This window comes from Sphingobacterium sp. xlx-130 (assembly GCF_011007405.1).
GTDB classification, from domain to species: domain Bacteria; phylum Bacteroidota; class Bacteroidia; order Sphingobacteriales; family Sphingobacteriaceae; genus Sphingobacterium; species Sphingobacterium luzhongxinii.
The window spans coordinates 241,717-262,997 of the sequence record NZ_WFKN01000003.1; the positions used below are offsets into that span (position 1 = coordinate 241,717).

General features: G+C 37.8%; 16 protein-coding genes, 3 tRNA genes and 1 pseudogene. 8 read left to right on the top strand and 12 right to left on the bottom strand.

The window, feature by feature from the left end:
- The first annotated feature begins 92 nt into the window (after positions 1-92).
- The 3 genes and pseudogenes from G7B18_RS04330 (at position 93) to G7B18_RS04340 (ending at position 2,807) form a co-directional block, all read left to right on the top strand.
- Positions 93-1,415, top strand: coding sequence for a hypothetical protein (locus G7B18_RS04330; protein WP_164122123.1), 1,323 nt, complete (start codon positions 93-95; stop codon positions 1,413-1,415).
- On the top strand, positions 1,415-2,017 hold the full coding sequence (locus G7B18_RS04335) for a hypothetical protein (protein WP_164108183.1): 603 nt from the start codon (positions 1,415-1,417) through the stop codon (positions 2,015-2,017). Before G7B18_RS04330 ends, G7B18_RS04335 begins: the two co-directional genes overlap by 1 nt.
- Positions 2,018-2,443: 426 nt before the next feature.
- Positions 2,444-2,807: pseudogene (locus G7B18_RS04340) on the top strand (transposase).
- Between the two features lie 149 nt (positions 2,808-2,956).
- On the opposite strand, the gene G7B18_RS04350 reads toward G7B18_RS04340, so the two are convergent.
- The 10 genes from G7B18_RS04350 to G7B18_RS04395 all read right to left on the bottom strand — a co-directional run bounded on the left by G7B18_RS04350 (position 2,957) and on the right by G7B18_RS04395 (position 13,007).
- Positions 2,957-3,029 (bottom strand) — tRNA-Lys (locus G7B18_RS04350).
- 817 nt (positions 3,030-3,846) lie between these two features.
- Positions 3,847-3,919: transfer RNA gene (locus G7B18_RS04355), tRNA-Lys, on the bottom strand.
- A 132-nt stretch (positions 3,920-4,051) separates the two neighbouring features.
- Positions 4,052-5,053 carry a GTPase ObgE gene (gene obgE, locus G7B18_RS04360; protein ID WP_164108181.1) on the bottom strand — a complete coding sequence of 334 codons (1,002 nt, stop codon included), beginning with the start codon at positions 5,051-5,053 and terminating at the stop codon, positions 4,052-4,054.
- A 21-nt stretch (positions 5,054-5,074) separates the two neighbouring features.
- Positions 5,075-5,650: an adenylate kinase gene (locus G7B18_RS04365; protein WP_164108180.1), complete on the bottom strand. Its 576-nt coding sequence runs from the start codon at positions 5,648-5,650 to the stop codon at positions 5,075-5,077.
- Positions 5,651-5,725: 75 nt separating this feature from the next.
- Positions 5,726-5,799 (bottom strand) — tRNA-Arg (locus G7B18_RS04370).
- A gap of 188 nt (positions 5,800-5,987) precedes the next feature.
- A complete protein-coding gene (locus G7B18_RS04375) occupies positions 5,988-9,194 on the bottom strand; it encodes an efflux RND transporter permease subunit (protein ID WP_164122124.1) in 3,207 nt (1,068 codons plus the stop codon).
- 23 nt (positions 9,195-9,217) lie between these two features.
- Positions 9,218-10,273, bottom strand: coding sequence for an efflux RND transporter periplasmic adaptor subunit (locus G7B18_RS04380; RefSeq protein WP_164122125.1), 1,056 nt, complete (start codon positions 10,271-10,273; stop codon positions 9,218-9,220).
- A gap of 14 nt (positions 10,274-10,287) precedes the next feature.
- Positions 10,288-11,610 (bottom strand): TolC family protein, encoded by a 1,323-nt coding sequence (locus G7B18_RS04385; protein WP_164108177.1) that lies wholly within the window; start codon positions 11,608-11,610, stop codon positions 10,288-10,290.
- Complete coding sequence (locus G7B18_RS04390; RefSeq protein ID WP_164108176.1) at positions 11,611-12,219, bottom strand: TetR/AcrR family transcriptional regulator; 609 nt, start codon at positions 12,217-12,219, stop codon at positions 11,611-11,613.
- Between the two features lie 131 nt (positions 12,220-12,350).
- Positions 12,351-13,007 carry an NUDIX hydrolase gene (locus tag G7B18_RS04395; protein WP_164108175.1) on the bottom strand — a complete coding sequence of 219 codons (657 nt, stop codon included), beginning with the start codon at positions 13,005-13,007 and terminating at the stop codon, positions 12,351-12,353.
- A gap of 141 nt (positions 13,008-13,148) precedes the next feature.
- On the opposite strand from G7B18_RS04395, the gene pfkA reads away from it, so the two are divergent.
- Genes pfkA through gap form a run of 3 tightly spaced genes read left to right on the top strand, consistent with a single transcriptional unit; the run spans position 13,149 to position 15,992 of the window.
- Positions 13,149-14,132, top strand: a complete 984-nt coding sequence (pfkA, locus tag G7B18_RS04400) for a 6-phosphofructokinase (protein ID WP_164108174.1) — start codon at positions 13,149-13,151, stop codon at positions 14,130-14,132.
- A 7-nt stretch (positions 14,133-14,139) separates the two neighbouring features.
- The gene (locus G7B18_RS04405) at positions 14,140-14,988 is read left to right on the top strand and encodes a hypothetical protein (protein ID WP_164108173.1); all 849 of its coding nucleotides are present in this window, start codon (positions 14,140-14,142) and stop codon (positions 14,986-14,988) included.
- A 5-nt stretch (positions 14,989-14,993) separates the two neighbouring features.
- Complete coding sequence (gene gap, locus G7B18_RS04410; RefSeq protein ID WP_205600162.1) at positions 14,994-15,992, top strand: type I glyceraldehyde-3-phosphate dehydrogenase; 999 nt, start codon at positions 14,994-14,996, stop codon at positions 15,990-15,992.
- Positions 15,993-16,050: 58 nt separating this feature from the next.
- On the opposite strand, the gene radC is transcribed toward gap, so the two are convergent.
- A complete protein-coding gene (gene radC, locus G7B18_RS04415; RefSeq protein WP_164108171.1) occupies positions 16,051-16,737 on the bottom strand; it encodes a RadC family protein in 687 nt (228 codons plus the stop codon).
- A 147-nt stretch (positions 16,738-16,884) separates the two neighbouring features.
- Between radC and G7B18_RS04420 the strand changes: the two genes are divergently transcribed.
- A complete protein-coding gene (locus G7B18_RS04420; RefSeq protein WP_164108170.1) occupies positions 16,885-17,343 on the top strand; it encodes a peptidylprolyl isomerase in 459 nt (152 codons plus the stop codon).
- A gap of 18 nt (positions 17,344-17,361) precedes the next feature.
- Positions 17,362-17,766, top strand: coding sequence for a DUF5606 domain-containing protein (locus tag G7B18_RS04425; RefSeq protein WP_164108169.1), 405 nt, complete (start codon positions 17,362-17,364; stop codon positions 17,764-17,766).
- Positions 17,767-18,296: 530 nt separating this feature from the next.
- Here G7B18_RS04425 and leuS read toward each other — a convergent pair.
- Complete coding sequence (gene leuS / locus G7B18_RS04430; RefSeq protein ID WP_164122126.1) at positions 18,297-21,080, bottom strand: leucine--tRNA ligase; 2,784 nt, start codon at positions 21,078-21,080, stop codon at positions 18,297-18,299.
- Positions 21,081-21,281 lie beyond the last annotated feature (201 nt).

Consider the following 21,281-nt stretch of genomic DNA (forward strand, 5'->3'; position numbering starts at 1 on the left):
CATACAGTTAACGATCTTTATTTTGCGGCAACAGGGGAAGTTGATTGGAATAGGAAAAATACATATACCTTAAATAATTTAGAAGTATTGAAGTGCCTTATCTGACTATTAATAATAATATAAACTTATACAACATTGTAAAAAGGTTTGTTGAAGATACAGATCAAACCAAAGAACTTCGAGTTGCTTACTCTTATAGTAATTTAATTTACTTTGAGAAGGAAAAAAGTGAAGTTAAGACCGATATAAATACTCGTATCATAACTTATATTCCAGAAGCAGGTTGTATAGAAGATTTAAATTACTATAAAACAGGCGAAAGAATGACACTAAACACTCTTGACAAGGCTTTTGTTGGTTATATTGAATATAAGAAACTTAACGGGGAGGTGATAGGCCTAGAATATTATATGAATGTTAGGATGATTGCTCGATATTCATTATCTAGATCAAGTAAAAATAATAAAATGGCTTTAGCAAATGTAAAGTCATCGGATTTGATAACAAGCTCAAGTTCAACCGGTACTTATCAACAATGTACTACCGTCTGTACACCGATATATGGTCAAGTCTGTACTTCTGTACCTGAGCACTCAGAAGGAGGAGAATCCTGCGTTACTAAAGTAATAGGGCAAAGTTGTAATGAGGTTTGTGTTGAAGTATCAAATCCAGAAAACCCTACACCTGGGGACGGTACTCCGACGCCCCCTACACCAAGTCCGCAGATAGTTGGATATATTAACGATATCTTTGATCCCTGCCCTGATATGGAAGTTGGCTCAGAAAATCATAATAAGTTCATTTCAGAAGTCCAAGAATTAGTAAGTAGACCCCCCTTTGATTGTTTTACAGAAAAAATGCTCCAATTTTTAGCTAGCAGGGCTAGCAGTAACGGAAAGATAAGTTTATGTATTAATAGCAATATAGGTGGAGGGACTTATAATGCGGGGTCCAAATCCCTGCAGTTTAAGAATATTTACGTGATTAATAGACAAATCATTTTTCACGAGCTCTTTCATGCGTGTCAGGATAAGATTTACCCGAATGGAATAAATCAATATACGGCATCTAACGGTAAAGTAGAAATAGAGTTTGAAACTCACTTATTTATAGATTTAGTTGGACGAATTGGTTCTGAGATTCCCACGGCGTCTAAATCCGAAGAATATAGGGGATTTTTAAATGGATTAACTACCGACAACAATGGTAATAGAAATTTATTTAATGCTAATAATTTTTTTGCTGATCCTACCGTTGCATCGAATAGTCAGTATAAAAAATACAAAGAAGAGTTTAGACAATATAAATCAATATATAATCCGGAGGCGATGGTGCCCTCTTTACCATATAATAATCTAAATATTATTCCCGCTACTATACAGCACTTTTTAGAAAACACTAATTGTTATCAATAATGAAAATTCTTCAACTTCTCTTACTTATTATCCTGTGCACTTCATGTGCTGATTACAAATATTTTTACAACCCCCTAAATACAAAAAATAAGAAATCGGAGGATAAAGAGTTGGAGGCACTTAAAAAAAAGCTAAGACAAGATTTTAAAATCATTGGTAAACGTTCAAATAAACTTTTCGAGAATGATAAAGATTATAGTTATGATCCGAATATCCTAAAAACAACTTATAAAGAGATGGTTGCATCTATTTTAATAGCGAATATTCCTGAAAATATAGATGATGAAAAACTAGATCCTAAACAGACTATTTTTGTTCGCTTGTATTTTAGTTCTAAAAATCTTAGACCGGTAGAAGTATATTTCGGAACACATATTATGAACCTTTTTTCTGTTTTCCCGAAGAAAAACATTGAAAACATTGAAAATGAACTAAAAAAAAGAGTTATAGCAGAAAAGAATTATGAAGCATTTGGGGAAAGCGAAGTCGAAAGACAGTTGGCCAGTACAAACTATGTCCAACATATTGCTGCTTTTAGAGCTAAGGAGCTAGCTCAAGTAAAACAAGGAAAGCTTGAATTTGATAAAATAACTTATTTATGACTTTTTATCGTTTAAAAAGTGATTCTATCTTCTCTTTAATGTGTTAGTCAAAGCTTTTTTCATTTTACATTAGATTATTACTGACATCCCTCCTTATCACCTAGAGGTATACACCCTTATTTTCCTCCGACCTTAAATCCGATCTCACCTTTTGAGATCTGCTTCGTCTTCTCTTCCTCCGCCTGCAGGCGGTCGATGTATTCAAATAGCTATTCGATATTTTGGTCGAGACCTTTTTGTTTCTTGACGATTTGTTCGACAGCATATTTGATTTCGGCAATTTCCAATTTTTACTTCTGTATCACTAGAAAGAAGTTATCTCATACGCGGGTACGCAAAGCAACACACACTTCCCCGGAGCAAAAGAGACCTTCTTCGTGGTATAAATGCCTTATCAGACTTTGTAGAGACCGGAGAAATCAGGAAATGCAAAAAGAGAGTAAACATCCTGGTCGATGGACAGAAAGTCAAAGACAGCTCGCGGAACTTCTGTTAATCCGCTTTCCAAAACTAAAGAAAGCCTACGACCTGGGAATTGCATTGGGAGATATCTTCAACAAGTGCAAGGATAAGAAAATAGCGTTTACAAAACTTGGGCTGTGGCACAATCAAGTGGGGAGCTCAAGAATACTATCGTTCGAGAGTGTAGCAAGATCCATACTTCGACAATAGAAGTACAAACGCGTCCACAGAGTCCTTCAATGCAAAACTTAAGGCGTTCAGGAGTATCTTTCGAGGTGTAAGAGATACTACCTTTTTCCTATATCGTGTAATGAAATTGTATGCTTAATAAAGATACCTCCCAAACTTTCGGTATGATCCTGGGTTCTCATCCCCGCATGGCCCGAACTCAAAATCCTGAACCTTCTTGAATCGAACCCTTGGGTTCGCCCCGAAAGGGCACAAAAAAAGCTCAATCTTTCGATTGAGCCTTTTTTGTGATCCCGCTGGGATTCGAACCCAGGACCCATACATTAAAAGTGTATTGCTCTACCAGCTGAGCTACGGAATCCTAATTCTTTATTTGAATTATCCTTCGTTTGAAGTGATGCAAAGGTAGAAAAAATATTTGTAATTGCAATGGTTTGGTAAAGATAAATCCAACAATTATTGCACTTATTTAAAACTAAATCATAAAAAAACAGCTATTAATCTGATACAAAATCACTTAAACCTATAAGCTACCCCTAGCCGAAAACATCTATTTTTAGGATTAAATGAACCAAGCGAATTGTAGATACGATAAGGTGTTAATGCTTGATAGCTTCCTCCTAAATCAAATCTCTTGAAATGAACGTTAATACAACTTGAAAAAACGAAATTTATCCGATTTACGTTCGTGTTTGCTAAATCTAATGCCTATCCCCCAAATCGAACAAAAAAACACAAAAGGGCTTACTGTAGGGGATGCTTCGAAAGCTCAATCTGCTGTGATTATTATAGAACCTCAGGATCCCATATCAAAAATGCCTTTCCTGCTCTTCTTGAGTAATCTTTAAGGCACATTTCCAATGTGTCTTACGCAAGGTATGGAAAATCAGATTTATTACGAACCCGTATCTAGTATATTTAAAACAACACCCGACAACAATACAATCAACTCCCTAAAGAAAAATGGTTATCGGCTGGTGTATATACCTGAAAATCCTTGCTTAAAGTGAGTAAAATCAAAAAAGCACAAAGAGATTTGTGCCTTTTTGTGATCCCGTTGGGATTGGATCAGCCCCGCATGGCCCGAACACAAAATTCTGAATCTTTCTTGAATCAAACCCTTGGGTTCGCCCCCAAACGGCACAAAAAAAGCCCAATCTTTCGATTGAGCTTTTTTGTGATCCCGCTGGGATTCGAACCCAGGACCCATACATTAAAAGTGTATTGCTCTACCAGCTGAGCTACGGAATCCTAATTCTTTATTTGAATTATCCTTCGTTGTTTGAAGTGTTGCAAAAGTAGGCATTTTCATCGTTTTTGCAAACATTTATCTACTTTTTTTATCAAATCCACTAAAAAGAACTCATTACTAAGCTTTTATTTTTAACCTTCATTAATAGCTTTCCACAACATATCCTTTAAAGGAAGAATATTCTTATTGGCTACGGAAGATATAAAAATATAGGGAACATCTTTCGGCAATTGAGCCTTCATTTCTTCCTCTAATTCTTCATCCAACATATCTGACTTAGTTATTGCCAATAATCTTGGCTTCACCAAAAGTTCGTCGTTATAAGAAGTTAATTCATTTAGAAGAATATTATATTCCTCTTCGATAGTACGATCGGTATCTGCAGGAACCATAAATAGAAGTACAGAATTACGTTCTATATGTCTTAGAAATCTAATTCCTAACCCTTTTCCCTCTGACGCTCCTTCAATTATCCCAGGAATATCTGCCATAACGAAAGACTTATTATCCCTATAACCAACAATCCCTAAATTAGGAACAAGCGTGGTAAATGGATAATTTGCGATTTCAGGCTTTGCTGCCGAAACAACAGATAATAAGGTCGATTTACCTGCATTTGGAAATCCAACTAAACCAACATCTGCTAAGACTTTGAGTTCGAGGATCACCCATTGTTCTATCCCAGGCAGTCCGGGTTGTGAAAATCGAGGTGTCTGTTGTGTAGAAGACTTAAAATGCCAATTTCCCAAACCGCCTTTTCCTCCTGCCGTCAGAATTCTAGTCTCTCCTTCTTCTGTGATTTCGAAAAGTATCTCACCTGTCTCCGCATCTTTTGCTACTGTACCCAAAGGAACTTCGAGAATCTCGTCATTTCCATTAGCACCGGTCCGCAATGCCGACCCGCCTGGCCCACCTGATTCGGCAATAATATGCTTTCTAAACTTAAGGTGTAATAACGTCCAGTGTTGTGTCGATCCTTTAAGGATAATATGCCCGCCTCGTCCGCCATCGCCACCGTCTGGACCGCCCTTGGCCGTGAATTTGTCCCGATGCAAATGCGAAGAACCAGCCCCTCCATGCCCTGACCTACAACACACCTTAACATAGTCAACAAAATTAGAACCCTGAGCCATAAAATTATTTATAATAACAAATTAAGCAATATAACTATCGATCACGTGAGATAATTCTGTGAAAATAGTGTCAATATCACCGATACCATTTACTTTAGATAGCTTATTTTGAGCCTCATAATAAGGTAGAACATGTATTGTCTTTCCGAAATATTCTTCAATACGCTTTTTCAACTTATCAGCAGCATCATCGGCACGACCGGAAATCTCCTGCCGCTTGGCAATGCGTTGTGTTAGCTCTTCTTCATTAACATCTAATGCTATAACTCCAGATATAGCGCTATCGTTATCTACTAAAAATTGATCTAATGCTTCAGCTTGCGCAACTGTACGTGGAAAACCATCAAAGATAAATCCTTTTGCTTCTGGATTCTTTTTAATCTCTTCTTCTAACATCGCAATCGTGATCGAATCAGGAACTAAATTTCCGTCGGCAATAATCTGACTTACCTGTTTACCTAAATCAGTCTGATTTTTAATATGTGCACGAAAAAGATCTCCTGTAGAAATATGCACAAGGTTATATTTACTGATTAGTTTTTCTGATTGTGTACCCTTTCCTGCTCCTGGAGGACCGAATAATACAAGGTTTAGCATAGTGTTGAGTAATTTTTGGTGACAAAAATAAAAGCCTAATTCGTTAAGAGAATTAGGCTTTTCAGTTAACTAATGTGCGCACCAAGGGAGTCGAACCCCTAACCTTCTGATTCGTAGTCAGATGCTCTATCCAATTGAGCTAGGAGCGCAGCGACCATCACTTCTTTAGGTATTACCTATTCCGTTTTGGTGATGCAAATATAGAAATTTAAAAACTTTATACAAACATTTTTCTTTGGTTATTCTAAAAAAGAGAGATAGTTTTATTCTACACCGCTAAAAAAATAGCGCGAAAGAACTTGAACTCCTCCCGCGCTATACACGAAACAAATGAATACTAGTGCTTTACATCCATTTCATCGACATAATCTTCATTCGGCACATAATCTGCAACGATTAATTCTTTATAATTAACATCTTGACCTTTGCTAAAACGTCGTTGTAAACTATCAAAAATTGAATAAACTACCGGTACAACAACCAATGTCAGGAACATCGAAGATAATAAACCTCCAATAATTACAATAGCTAAACCTCTATTGGTATCGGCAATCCCTCCTGTCGCCATAGCAATAGGAATCATACCAAACACCATGGCAATGGTAGTCATCAAAATCGGACGAAGACGGGCATGGTTTGCTGCAACCAAGGCATCATGCGTCGTCGCTCCAGCCGCCTTCTTATGATTTGCAAAATCAACCAATAAAATGGCATTCTTTGCAACCAAACCAATCAACATGATAATACCTAAAATTGTAAAGATATTCAAAGTTTGATTCGTCAGTGCTAGCAACAATAAGGCACCAATAAATGATAGTGGTATCGAGAATAAAACGACAAATGGTGTTGCAAAGTTATCATATAAGGCCACCATAACAAGATAAACCAATATAATAGAAGCTAATAACGCAACTCCCAATGTACCAAAACCTTCTTCCTGATTTTCCATATTACCACCCCACATCGTATCTACACCTGTTTTCTTCTCTAATTTATCAAACTCTCTTTTCCATTCTTCAGATACAGTGCCCGCTGGACGCCCAATCACCTGCGCTTTGACAGCTACTGATGGCGTTTTATCACGACGTTCCAACAAAGTAGGTCCCGAACCGTAGGAAATATCTGCAAATTGTTCCAACGTAATAGAAGCACCCTGATTGTTGATAAACTTCAATTTACGCACATCGTCTATACTGGCCCGTCCTTTATCATCGAACTGTATATTGATATCGTACTCGTTATCACCCGCACGGAACTTATTATCGGTATTCCCAGAGAATGCAATCTGCATCGTACTACCTACCGTAGCAACATTCAGCCCCAAAGAAGTCATCTTATCACGATCCACTTTGACATTAATTTCAGGGTTACCAGCTTCAGAAGACAACCTTACCTGGGACGATCCTGGTATTTTCTTCAAAATATCAGCAGCTTTGTTAGCAAAATCCAACGCATCTTCCATCGAAGTACCAATCACGGTTAAGTGCACCGGTGCCTGCTCTGCCCCCATAAGTCCCATATTGACGGTACGTACGATTGCACCGATTAATTCATTCTCCAATTCACGCTTCAACTCGGCAGAGTATACTTTAGAATTTAAAACTCCAACATATTCATCTTTTAAGATCACGTGAATCTCCGATTTGTACCGAGACCCTGATACCCCTCCCATACCACCATCGCTCGATTGTCCTACCGTAGTAATCAATCTCTTAACTTCGGGTTTTGATGCGATGAGGTTTTCTGCGCGTTGTGTTAACTGATTGGTTGTCTCTAATGAAGCGTCTTTTTCTAACTCAAGCTGTATCATAAATTCCCCTTTGTCATTTGCAGGAAAAAAGTCTCCCCCAATATAACCTAAGATAGGCAATGATAATGATGCAAAAAACAAGGTAACAGCAATAACCAACGTTATAATTTTATTCCCTCGAGTTCGTAAAGACCATTTTAAGATATCTGAGATCCAATGTGTGAATTTAGAAAGACCTCTTTCAAACCCTAAAATAATACGACCAAAGAAAGAACTTGAATTGATGTGCTCTAATCGACCAAAGCGAGAATATAACCAAGGCACTACCGTAAATGAAACCAGTAAAGATAGTCCTGTAGCAATAATAACAGTAACACAGAATTGTGCTAGAATATTAGCCACCAAACCTGTAGACATCGCTATTGGCAAAAACACTACTACAATTACTAATGTAATAGCCGTAACCGTAAATCCGATCTCCGCAGCACCATCATACGCTGCGCGTACCCTATTTTTACCCATCTCCATATGACGGTGAACATTTTCGATGACAACGATAGCATCATCAACCAAAATCCCAACCACGAGAGACAATCCCAATAAAGACATCAAATTTAAGGTGTACCCCATAAAGTAAAACCCAATAAAGGTCGCCACAAGAGACAAAGGAATCGCCACCATCGTAATAGCGGCATTACGCAAACTATGCAAGAAGAATAGCATAATAAAACCTACCAATATAACGGCTACTACTAAATCTTTCATCACATGATTGGCCGAATCCAAAGTATACTCACTGGAATCATTCGCAACTAGGACTTGTATACCTTCCTTGACATAATCTTTTTCAATCCCCTTAATGATATTCCCGTCTTTATCTTTTGTTGCTATCGTCGCCTGAACCAACTTAGATACAGCTACAGCATTTGCATCCGATTGCTTATACACTTGCATTAAGATCGTGTTTTTACGATCTAACCTTGCTACTTTTTCTAGCTCGGCTACCCCATCCTGAATATCTGCTATATCACGAAGAAAAACAGTCACTCCTGCAGGAGTAGTAATAGGTAAATTACGCAATTCTTCAACAGAACTGATCTTACCAGCAAGACGAATGGTGTTACGTTTCTCACTAGATTGTACACTACCTGTAGGAAAATCCATATTGGAAGCTCCGATAACCTGTTGAATCTGCGAAATACTCAAGCCGTAACCTTCGAGCTTCTCTGGATCAACCTTCACTTGTATCTCACGTTCTTCGCCACCGATCATATCAACCTTCGCTACACCATTAATACGAGCAAAAACTGGTTGTATTTTTTTATCCAACAGATCATACAATTCCTTTTCAGATAAATTAGAAGTAACTGCTAAACTCATGATTGGCATATCGTCCAGCGAGAACTTATTCAAGATCGGAGGATCGACGTCGTCTGGCAAATCGTTCAAAATAGAATTGATCTTCCGCTGTGCATCCGTAAGCAAAAAGTTAACATCCGCCTCATCGTTCAATGTCACAGCTACTACTGAGACACTTTCCATAGAGGTAGCCTCAATTTTTTTCACCATTTCAAGTGAAGATATCGCATCTTCAATCTTTTTGGTAACAGTATTTTCCACCTCAGTGGGAGATGCACCTGGATATACTGTTTGAATCAAAATAACTTTGATATCAAACTTAGGAATCAGTTCATACCCGAGTCGGGTATAAGAAAATATACCACCAAGGATCAAGATGATAAACATCACGATGATCAAACTTGGTCTTTTTATCGAAATTTCTGAAATCTTCATATTATTTAACGTCTGTTCAGATTTTATTTAATAATAGAGATTGGAGCCTGATCGAATACATTGATTTGACCAGAGATAATAACTTGATCGCCTGCATTTACCCCTCCTAACACTTCAATATAATCACCAAAACTTCTTCCTGATTTAACCGTCGTAGCTACGGCTTTACCATTTTTCACGACAAAAATCTTATTGTCACTTACAGAACCAAGAAAGGCAGTACGTGGTATCACAAGAACGTTTGCAGTAGCAGTATCACCGAATCGTGCTGTTCCGTACATACCTGCTCGTAATTCATTATTAGGGTTAGAAACTTCAATCTCTACTGGAAAATTCAAACTACCGTCTGACTTAGGTGCTATAAATATTATTTTACCGGTATAAGTCTTATCAGGGTACACACTAACTCCTACGTTTACAATCTGACCTACAGCTAATGTTGCTACATTTTTCTCATCTACATTTACACGTAGCTTTAGCGTACTCACATTCACAATATCGAAAGCCGCAGCGCCCGTATTCACATAAGTACCCGGCTCGATCTTGCGCGAATTTATAATACCTGAAACAGCAGTTTTTATCGTCACATCCCCAGCAGTTAATTTCGCGCTGCGCAAGTTATTTTTAGCATTTTCAAATTGAAGCTTAGCCTGGTCTAGTTGTTGTTGAGTGACTCCTCCTGTACTAAATGCACTTTCAAATCGCTGTACATTTTGTAATGCATTATCATAGTTGGCTTGAGCATTTGCAACATTAACATTCAACTTATCACCTTCTACGATAGCAAGTGTTTGCCCAGCGCTAACTCTTGATCCTTCACTTACTAAAACTTTCACAACACGTCCTGGTGTCTCAGCAGATACAGTAACTTCTTGCTTGGGCATAAAATTACCATTTACGACATATGCTAAATCCACCATTTGTATACGGGCAGTATCCACACGTACCGCAACTTTTTCATTTGTTACAGCAGCAGCAGCAGTTATCTCCTCGTTCTTTTTTTTATTCTTATTTAGCAAATAAATAATACCTACCAACAGAATTGCAATACTTATTATGGTTATTATAACGCGTTTCATATTATATTTTTAGATTACTTTTCGTTTACTAATGATTTTAATTTCCCTTTTGCTTTGATTAACTGAATTTCAGCAACTTTAAAATTCAGCAAAGAAGTATTGAGATTATTTTGAGCATCGGCAAGTGCTTTCTCACCATCCAATAATTCTGTCAAGGTAGCTAGTCCATTCTTGTAATTATTCTCTGTATCAGACAACACCTCTTTTGCTAAAACAACATTAGCCCTGTTGGTGTTGACTGTTAATAAGGAATTTTTAATCTGCGCTTTGGCATTTTCATTTGCTAAAGACAATCCCAATTTGGTGTCATCCAAAGCAACTTTAGCTTGTCGTATTTCAATATCAGCTTGGTTGATCTTTGCTTTTGTAGCTCCCCCCGTAAATATCGGAATAGAAAGGTTTAAACCTATGCTAGACGTTTTTGGCCACATAAAATTTCCTCCGACAGGAAACCCTTGACCGAAACCATTCCAACCGAAATCTGCCCCCAAAGACAATGTCGGATATAAACCAGCTACTTTTGACTTCTTCTGCAATTCGTAAAGCTCAATCTGTTTATTCATTAATAAGACCTCTGATCTAGATTCAACATCCATAGATTCCATGGTAATAGCCCCATTTATATCAAAGGTTTCTTCTGGCAATTCAATATCGTTTTCGATAGGCATACCTATAGCAAACTTGAGTGCATTTTCTTTCAGTTGAAGTGCGTTTAAAATTTGTTGCTTTTGTGACTCCAAATTATTTACTGCAACAACCAAACGATCTAAATCAATTTTCTTTTGTAATCCCGCTTTCACTAACCCATCCACAACATTTTTAGTTTTTGTGGTATTATCAAGATTAGTTTGAATAGTCTCAAGCTGTAATTGTGTTTGAAAAATATCGTAATATGCAATAGACACCTTCTCGATCAGCTGTTCCTCTGTCAACTGGGAATTCACCAAGTAAAACTCCTTAGTCGTTTTTGCGGCCTTTAAACCTGTAAAGACCGCTTGATTAAACAGCTGTTGATTTAAAGAGACCATAGCTGTAGAATTCCAAGGCTGCCCCATTTTTACAGTAGTCACTTGTCCACCCATATCAATCGGAATTTCTGGAATAATAACGTTGTATTTTAAAGCTCCTATACCATTTATCTGAGGCAGAGCAGCACCACGTACTTCATCAATTTGATATTCCGCATTTTCAAGTTCCAAAGCGGATTTTTTAGCATCTGCTTTGTTCTCCAGTGCATACTTTATAGCTTGTTGCAGAGTCAAAACCTCTTGTGCATCTGCATACCTACCAGCAAAAACACCTGCTAATAAAACCGCAATAATTCGTATCCTTTTCATTTAGTTGTTATTTGTGACGATTCTTTCCTCGAAAATTAATCTGATAGCTCTCTTTTGACTTTCTAGTATATGACCTACATTAGCTCTATTTGGAATTCCGGACATAATATCTTGTACATTATGCATAATACCAACAGATTTCATGATCTCGACAAAAGAAACACTAGCCTCTTCCACATCTCGGATCTGAACACCTCCCATTTTAACGGCTTTCGAAAAAAGCTCCCTAATAGCAGATATATCCCGTTTATATAAATTATCAATTACGGATCTTATTTCGACCCCCTTTATCCATTCTAGATTTTCATCGATATGAAGCATATAATATTTACTAAGATACGTCGCACGGAGTTCCACAATATCATATAAGGTCTGGATCAGATTTCCATTATACTTTTCTATAAGAACCCATTCCTTTTCATAAAGCTCATCCGCAACCACCGCTATCGCATCTGTAATCAAGGCGGACTTATCTTGGTAATAATAGTAAAGATTTGCTTTAGTAATTTTCATATCCTCAGCAATTTCGTTCATTGTGGTTTTATTAAATCCATAATGACAAAATCTTCTTAAAGCAACATCAACAATTTCCTCTTTACGTTTATCCATTTTTCAGTTTTACCTTCTGACTTTTGTTAAAAATTGTTCAAAAGTACAGAAAGAGCACCTGGAAACCTTAAGAATAGTAAAAAAAAACAATTCTCTGACAAAACAAAAAAGCTATAATTCGGGAATTTTATTTACACAAAAAGCTTATTAAACTTTTTCTTATCGATTTTGTAAAGACGAGCTGCTCGATAAGATACCCCAGTCTGATATTCATCAAGTTCTTTCAAATAACCTAAATTACTCATTTTTTTACGGAAGTTGCGCTTATCCAAAGACTCTCCTAATATAGATTCATAAATCTGCTGCAATTGCGTAAGAGTAAATTTTTCCGGGAGAAGTTCAAACGGAGCAAAAGAAAACGTAAGATTCGCTTTCAATTTATGCAAACCGATACGTAATATATCTTTGTGGTCAAACGCCAATTCAGGTACATTATTTACATCAAACCATTTGGCTTGCCGCATATAGTTCGTGACAGGTTTTACCTTATTTTTCACATCCTCGTAACGGACCAAGGCCATAAAAGCGACTGTCAGAATACGTCCTTCAGGGTGTCTTTTGACTCCCGCAAAGGCCGCTAACTGTTCTAAATAAATATCTTTTAGACCTGTATTTTCGTACGAAATTCTTTTCACAGCATCTTCCATCTCCTCTTCTTTGTCCACAAAGTAACCAGGAACAGCCCACCAATCTTTATAGGGATATTCGTTTCTTTCAGTAAGAAGAACTTTTAATTGTCCTTCATGAAAAGTCAGGATCAGACAGTCTACAGTAAAAAAGGAAAGCACAAACTCTTTATTTTAAGTAACAAATCAGCTAAATATTAGGCAATATTGCTTAAAAATTACAAAAGAAGCAAAAAAAATCGTTAAAAATTTAATAGTGTAAGAAATACACACTATATTCGTATTGCCTAAAATTAGTTTGATTTGAAAAAAATAACGAACATCGGTGTCTTTACTTCAGGTGGTGATGCACCAGGAATGAATGCAGCTATTCGCGCTGTTGTGAGAACCGCAATATACGAAAATATACAGGTCACTGGTATCTACAGAGGCTATCAAGGAATGATCGATGCAGAATTTATCGACATGAATCGTCGTTCGGTAAGCTCTATTATCCAAAAAGGAGGAACTGTGTTAAAATCAGCTCGCTGCCTGGAGTTCAAAACGAAGGAAGGTCGGCAACAGGCTTACGACAACATCCATACTCAGGGCATAGATGCGCTGGTGGCTATCGGGGGTGATGGTACCTTTACCGGTGCCGATATATTCTCCAAAGAGTTTGATATTCCTGTTATGTGTATTCCAGGAACTATCGACAATGACTTATATGGTTCGGATTACACCTTAGGATACGACACGGCCAACAATACCGTAATCGAAGCTATAGACAAGATACGTGACACCGCATCTTCCCATAGCCGGGTATTTTTTGTCGAGGTAATGGGACGGGACTCAGGATGTATAGCACTGAACGCTGGCGTAGGCGGTGGTGCAGAAGCCATCTTAATGCCAGAAGTCGACAGTGGTATTACGGAGCTTTTTGGTGAGCTTGAACTGGCTGAAAGTAGAAATAAAAGCTCCATGATTGTCATTATAGCAGAGGGAGATAAAAATGGTGGCGCTTATAATGTTGCAAAAATTGTTAAAGAAAAATTCAATCATCTTGACATCAAAGTTAGTATATTAGGGCATCTTCAACGCGGCGGTTCACCAAGCAGTTTTGACCGTGTTTTAGCAACAAGAATGGGATTCAAAGCAGTAAAAGAACTTCTTAACGGCAACAGTAGAGCTACAGTAGGTTTAAGAGGAACAGCAATTGTAACCACACCTCTAGAGGAAGCTTTAAGCAAAAAGGAATTCAAACTGGACGAAGAACTGCTGGCCATTGCTAACATAATGAACAAATAGTAGAGTCATGATTTTAATAATTTTCACTGGATCAAGATACGCAGATTGGCGCCTAGTCGACAAAGGTAAAGTTCTTCACGGATTTCGAACTGCAGGAATAAACTCGTATATTCAGGATGAAAATTTCATCAACCAGCTTTTAAATAAAAACACAGATCTGCTTTATAACGCAGAAAAAGTTCGCAAAATATTCTTTTTCGGAGCAGGTGCCTCATCAAAAGATCGTCAGGAAAAAATTGTACAGGTATTTTCTTCTTTTTTTAAAAATGCAAGAGTAAAAGCTTCACACGACCTTGATGCTGCTGCAATTTCTACGTTTGGTGATGAGAAAGGTATTGTGGGGATCATCGGGTCAGGCTCAAATGCAGCTTATTTTACAGGGAAAAAGATCGTAGAAAATAACTACGGCTTGGGCTATATACTGGCTGACGAAGGTTCGACGAACTGGTTAAGCAAACAGATATTACAGGATTTCCTTACAGAAGCTATGCCCAATGGATTCCGGGAGAAACTGCTGGAAAGACACAATATTGACCGCAAGACAATCCTGGAAAAAATATACAACACCCCGAATCCAAATATATTCCTCACCTCTTTTGCTGACTTCATACAGGAAAATAAAAACGACCCTTATATGATGCCTATTATAAAAAAAGGATTGGATTTATACATCAAAACCTACCTTATCCCACTAGCAGACAATTATCCGGACTCACCGATATCGCTCACTGGATCAGTGGCATACAACTATAAGGACTGGTTGATTGAATTGGGGAATGAATATCATTTAGGCATCGAAAAAATCGTCAAAGAGCCTATTCAAAATTTAACAAAGTATTATATAAATAAAAATTGAAAAAAATGAAAATTGGAATTAACGGATTTGGCCGTATCGGTCGTTTAGCATTCAGAGCAGCTGTAGGTCGTAAAGATATCGAAGTTGTTGGGATCAATGACCTGGTAGAGCCTGATTACATGGCTTACATGTTAAAATACGACTCAACTCACGGAAGATTTGATGGTACCGTTGAAGTAAAAGATGGTAACCTAATTGTTAACGGAAAAACAATCCGCGTTACAGCAGAGAAAGATCCGGCAAACTTAAAATGGAATGAAGTCGGCGCTGAAATTATTATCGAATCAACAGGCTTATTCTTAACACAAGAAACTGCGCAAAAACATATCGATGCTGGTGCTAAAAAAGTAATCATGTCTGCTCCTGCAAAAGACGACACACCAACCTTTGTAATGGGTGTAAATCATAACGAGTTGAAAGCAGAGCAAAATATCGTTTCTAATGCATCTTGTACAACAAACTGTCTAGCTCCTATCGCCAAAGTATTGAACGACAAGTTTGGTATCGTCGAGGGACTTATGACTACTGTACATGCGGTAACAGCTACACAAAAGACCGTAGATGGCCCTTCAATAAAAGACTGGAGAGGAGGACGTGGTGCATATCAAAACATCATCCCTTCTTCTACTGGAGCGGCAAAAGCTGTAGGTCTAGTACTACCTGAATTGAAAGGTAAATTAACAGGAATGTCTTTCCGTGTACCTACAGCGGATGTTTCTGTAGTGGATTTAACTGTGCGATTAGATAAGGCGGCTTCTTACGAAGAAATCAAAGCCGCGATGAAAGAAGCTTCCGAAGGCGAATTAAAAGGTATACTAGGCTATACTGAAGACGATGTAGTATCTACAGATTTCTTGGGTGATGCACGCACTTCTATCTTTGATGCAAAAGCCGGTATATCATTAAATGATAACTTTGCTAAAGTCGTATCATGGTACGATAACGAGTGGGGATATTCAAACAAGATCATTGATTTAGCTGAAGAGACAGCAAAATTCATTTAAGATTATTATAAAATAACAACCAAAACAGGGAGCTCCATATAAGCTTCCTGTTTTTGCATCAAAGCAATCCCTCATCCCTAAAACTATAATAACTACTATCCGTAAAAATCAAATGGTCATTGACGCGAATATCCATTACTCGAGCTGCTTCACTTACTTTTTGGGTCAGCACTTTATCTGCCTGACTGGGAGACAATGTACCCGACGGATGATTATGAATTAAAATAATCGAGTTGGAGTTACTTTGTAGGGCATAACGTAATATAATCCGTACATCGACAGGCGTAAAGTCATTCCCTCCTCTACCAATTAACTGCTCACTCAACACTTTACAGGCTGTATTCAGGTAAATAACCCAAAACTCTTCGTGTGGTAAATCCTGTAGATAGGGCCTAAAATAGGTAAAAACCTTCTTACTGCTATTCAATATAGCGGCATCTTGTTGATTTTCACTTTTGCGACGTCGGCCTAATTCCAAAGCAGCAACGATAGCAATAGCTTTGGCTTCGCCTATTCCTTTATAGCCACACAATTGTGGAACTTCCTTTTTGGATAAGTCGCCAAGATTATTTTTTGAATCGCTTAAAATCCGCCTGCACAATTCTACAGCTGTCTCTCCTCTTGACCCCGAGCCAATAAGAATAGCTAACAACTCAGCATCTGTCAGGGCACGTCTCCCCTGTTCTAATAATTTTTCCCTTGGGCGGTCCGATTCTGCCCATTCACGAATAACAAGTTTACTCATAGTTTATAAAAGTAAATAACTGATTTCCTTAAAATTACAAAAATAGAACAACTTAACAAACTTTAACTCGTCCAGATCAAACGGACAGGCACTTTCTTTGGCGAAAAAAGCCTATCTTTGTACCTCGAAAACAAAATTTATTTAGTAATGAGTAAAGCAATTATCAAGACAGAGAAAGGCGATATGACTGTAGAATTCTATACAGCAGACGCTCCGAATACCGTTGCAAATTTCGTTAAGTTGGCTAAATCTGGTTTTTACGACGGACTTGCTTTTCACCGTGTGATCCCCGATTTCGTTATTCAAGGAGGATGTCCTAACTCGAAAGAAGGTGCTGCAGGTGTACCTGGAACAGGCGGTCCTGGCTACAAAATAGACTGTGAGTTGACAGGAGAAAATCAATATCATGACCGTGGTGTTTTATCGATGGCACATGCAGGTCGTAATACAGGTGGTTCTCAATTTTTCATATGTCACAGCCGTAATAACACAGCTCACCTAGACCGTAACCATACTTGCTTCGGTAAAGTGATAGAAAATCTAGATATAGTAGATGATATCCGCCAAGGAGACCGTATTTTAGCTATTGAAGTAATAGAAGATTAATAACCTTAAACCCAAAAGATGAATTTAAGAGCTTTAGTATCAGTAACAGGTAAACCAGGTTTGTTTAAACTTATCGGTCAAAATAAAGGTGGTTTTATTCTAGAATCTCTAGATAGCGCAAAAATTAAATCTGTAGTCAATCTTAATACAACAAAAATGGCTACATTAGAAGATATAACCATCTATGGTGAAGAAGAAGAAATCCGCCTATTAGATGTTCTTGAGAGAATTAAAGCTGAAGGAGTAAACACACCCGATACAAAATCTGGCAGTGACATACTGCGAGATTTTTTTAGAAATGTAGCTCCTGGACACGATGAATCACGCGTGTATACCTCTGATATCAAAAAAATAATCACTTGGTATAATATCATAAAGGAATTTCCTTTATTTGAAGAAGAAGCTCCGGCTCCTATCCAATAAAAAATAAAAGGTCTGATATTCAAACATCAGACTTTTTTTTGAATCAATGGCACAAAAAAAATGCTTCGTATGGAAAGCATTGCATGTTAGACATTAAAGTCTTTAATAAAGGTACACTTATATTAACTTTTTTTAGTGTTATTTGCCTTGGTATCGGTGGGTCTTTCTACAAAACCCCAATTTGTCATATAAAACATAAGTGGATTCCGCTGTAAACTTGTTTTCTTTTCCTTTCTTTTTTTAATCATATTTTATCCTTTCATTTTGTTATGTATTAAACATCCCTCAATAAGCAGGCCAAATTTATAAAGTTGGCTACTTTTCTCTACTAAGATAGAAACCAAATAAAACTTTCAGGATCGTGAGGTGGTGATCAAAAACAGAAATGAAGCGAAGCCGATCCTAACGGGTGAGATCTTAAATACCAATACTAAAACAAACTCATGACAAAGATTCTTGATGACCACTTAGCATACACGCTTAAAAAAAGGGACAATTTTACGGTTGCCCCTTTTTTGTATTTAACTTGATTACACCACGATATTTATAATCTTGCCCTTGACAAAAATCATCTTTTTCACAGCTTTACCATCCAAATAACGCATGACATCAGCATTTGATAACACTATTTCCTCTACAGTCCTTTGATCTAAATCGAGGGATAGAGACAAGTTCATCTTCATCTTACCATTTATAGAAACTGGATAAGCAAATTCTGACTCAACCAAATACGTTGGATTAAATACCGGATAAACGGCGGAAGAAATTGATCCCGGCTCATTACCTAACAGAGCCCATAATTCTTCGGTGATGTGTGGTGCATAAGAAGATAACACAATAACAAAATCCTGTAATATTGTCTTTTTATTACACTTGAGCTCTGTCAATTCATTTACACAAATCATAAAAGCTGACACCGAGGTATTAAAAGAAAAACGTTCAATATCATCTTCCGCTTTCTTAATAATCTTATGCAACGCTTTATACTCTGCTTTACATGGTTCTTCAGTAGATACATTCAGATTACCTTCTGCATCGTGAAAGAGTCTCCATACTTTTTTTAAAAACTTATAAACCCCTTCAATACCGTTTGTGTTCCATGGTTTAGCCTGTTCTAATGGTCCTAAGAACATCTCATAGAGGCGCAAAGTATCCGCACCATAAAGAGCTATAATATCATCAGGATTAACAACGTTAAACTTGGATTTAGACATTTTCTCTACCTCAGTGCCACAGATGTATTTGCCGTCCTCTAAAATAAATTCAGCTTCGGCATAGTCTGGACGGGAAGCCTTAAACTTATCCGTATTCAGAACGTCATTATGAACAATATTCACATCTACGTGCAATGGAATCGTATTATAGGAATCCTTTAACCCTAACGAAACATACGTATTTGTCCCTCTACCTTCGTCATCTAATAAACGGTATACAAAACTGGAACGTCCTTGAATCATACCTTGGTTGATAAGCTTCTTAAAAGGCTCTTCTTCATTATGAAAACCAAGGTCTTTCAAAATCTTATTCCAAAAACGAGAATATAATAAGTGGCCTGTGGCGTGCTCTGACCCTCCTATATACAAATCAACAGCTTTCCAATAATCAACAGCATTCTTTGACACAAAAGCTGATCTATTTTGAGGGTCCATATACCTAAACCAATACCAAGAAGATCCTGCCCACCCCGGCATGGTACTCAATTCATACTCATATTGATCCTGATACTTCCACCCTTCGGCGCGCGCCAATGGTGGCTCTCCCGATTCCGTAGGCAAGTATTTATCGACCTCGGGAAGCAATAGAGGCAACTCTTCCTCCTTAATTAGATAAGGTATGCTGTCTTTAAAAAAAACAGGAACAGGCTCTCCCCAGTAACGCTGGCGACCAAAGATAGCATCACGCATGCGGAAATTAACTTTTGCTCTACCTAAACCTAACTCTGAAAGCTTAGCTATAAGTGCAGCTGTGGCTTCTGTATAGTTCATCCCATTTACAAAGCCTGAATTAATGTACAAGCCGTCCTTATTGGGATCCGCGGCTTCTTCGATATTCTGACTGTCTGAAATAGCAACTATCGGCAGATTAAAGTGCTTCGCAAATACGTAATCACGTTGATCACCTGATGGAACTGCCATGACAGCCCCAGTGCCATAACCTGCTAATACGTAGTCCGCGATCCAGATCTGCACGTCTTCACCTGTTATCGGATGCTTAGCATATGATCCCGTAAACACACCTGAAACGGTCTTTGTATCTGCCATCCGATCTAACTCAGACTTTTTAGAGGTCTTGTCGATGTAAGCTTCAACTTCGAATCGTTGTCCATCTGTAGTAAGTGAAGCTACCAAATCATGTTCTGGTGCCAACACGATAAAACTAACACCAAAAATAGTATCTACTCGTGTAGTAAACACCTCAATATCCGAATCAAGCTGTGGTACAGGGAATTTGACCAATGCTCCTACCGACTTACCAATCCAGTTGCGCTGCATCTCGATCAAAGGTTCTGGCCAATCAATCGTATCTAACCCTTTAAGCAATCGATCCGCGTATGCTGTGATTCGCATAGACCATTGCATCATTTTCTTCTGTTCCACGGGAAAGCCTCCTCTTTCAGAAAGGCCGTTAATGACTTCATCATTGGCCAAAACGGTTCCTAGAGCTGCGCACCAATTAACAGTACTCTCTCTTAAAAAAGCTAATCTATATTTTAACAATTCTTTTTGCTGCTCTTGCTCCGTAAACGATATCCATTCTCCGGCAGTAAAAACACGCACATCCTCATCACACTCAGCATAAACGCCTTGAGACCCTTTGGTCTCAAAATGAACAACAAGCTTTTCGATAGGCACGGCACGATCTTCATTCTTATCATACCAAGCATTAAAGGCTTGCATAAATATCCATTGCGTCCATTTGTAATAATCAGGCTCTGAAGTGCGTATTTCGCGCGACCAATCAAACGAGAATCCAATATTATCCATCTGCTCACGGTACCGTTTAATATTTGCTTCAGTAGTGATGGCAGGATGCTGCCCCGTCTGTATAGCATATTGCTCAGCCGGTAAACCAAATGAATCATAGCCCATTGGATGCAACACATTAAATCCTTTAGTACGCTTGTAGCGGGAAAAAATATCAGAAGCAATATACCCAAGTGGATGGCCTACATGTAGCCCCGCTCCTGATGGATAAGGAAACATGTCTAACACATAGTACTTTGGTTTTTCGGTTGATTCTGATGTTTTAAAAGTTGCGTTTTCTGCCCAAAAGGCTTGCCACTTCTGTTCTATTGATTTATGATTATAATCCATTTCGTACAAAAAAAGAATTTTACAGGAGTTGCGAAAATAGCGATTTAAAGTCACTTTTAATACAAAATTTTTTATTGTCCATAATAATTTCAGATATTAGTTGTAATTATTAAGTGAGGATAGGACGATAAAAAATGTTAAATATATACTCCTTCAATTAGGTTATTATATTATTTATTCCTAAAATCATCTTAATTCTTT

Bases quoted from the DNA above. Each gene is read 5' to 3' on its own strand.
- G7B18_RS04425 (WP_164108169.1), top strand. From the start codon at position 17,362: ATGAATTTAAGAGCTTTAGTATCAGTAACAGGTAAACCAGGTTTGTTT.
- gap (WP_205600162.1), top strand. From the start codon at position 14,994: ATGAAAATTGGAATTAACGGATTTGGCCGTATCGGTCGTTTAGCATTC.
- obgE (WP_164108181.1), bottom strand. From the start codon at position 5,053: ATGGCTCAGGGTTCTAATTTTGTTGACTATGTTAAGGTGTGTTGTAGG.
- leuS (WP_164122126.1), bottom strand. From the start codon at position 21,080: ATGGATTATAATCATAAATCAATAGAACAGAAGTGGCAAGCCTTTTGG.
- G7B18_RS04390 (WP_164108176.1), bottom strand. From the start codon at position 12,219: ATGGATAAACGTAAAGAGGAAATTGTTGATGTTGCTTTAAGAAGATTT.
- G7B18_RS04375 (WP_164122124.1), bottom strand. From the start codon at position 9,194: ATGAAGATTTCAGAAATTTCGATAAAAAGACCAAGTTTGATCATCGTG.
- G7B18_RS04365 (WP_164108180.1), bottom strand. From the start codon at position 5,650: ATGCTAAACCTTGTATTATTCGGTCCTCCAGGAGCAGGAAAGGGTACA.
- G7B18_RS04420 (WP_164108170.1), top strand. From the start codon at position 16,885: ATGAGTAAAGCAATTATCAAGACAGAGAAAGGCGATATGACTGTAGAA.
- radC (WP_164108171.1), bottom strand. From the start codon at position 16,737: ATGAGTAAACTTGTTATTCGTGAATGGGCAGAATCGGACCGCCCAAGG.
- G7B18_RS04405 (WP_164108173.1), top strand. From the start codon at position 14,140: ATGATTTTAATAATTTTCACTGGATCAAGATACGCAGATTGGCGCCTA.
- G7B18_RS04385 (WP_164108177.1), bottom strand. From the start codon at position 11,610: ATGAAAAGGATACGAATTATTGCGGTTTTATTAGCAGGTGTTTTTGCT.
- G7B18_RS04380 (WP_164122125.1), bottom strand. From the start codon at position 10,273: ATGAAACGCGTTATAATAACCATAATAAGTATTGCAATTCTGTTGGTA.
- G7B18_RS04335 (WP_164108183.1), top strand. From the start codon at position 1,415: ATGAAAATTCTTCAACTTCTCTTACTTATTATCCTGTGCACTTCATGT.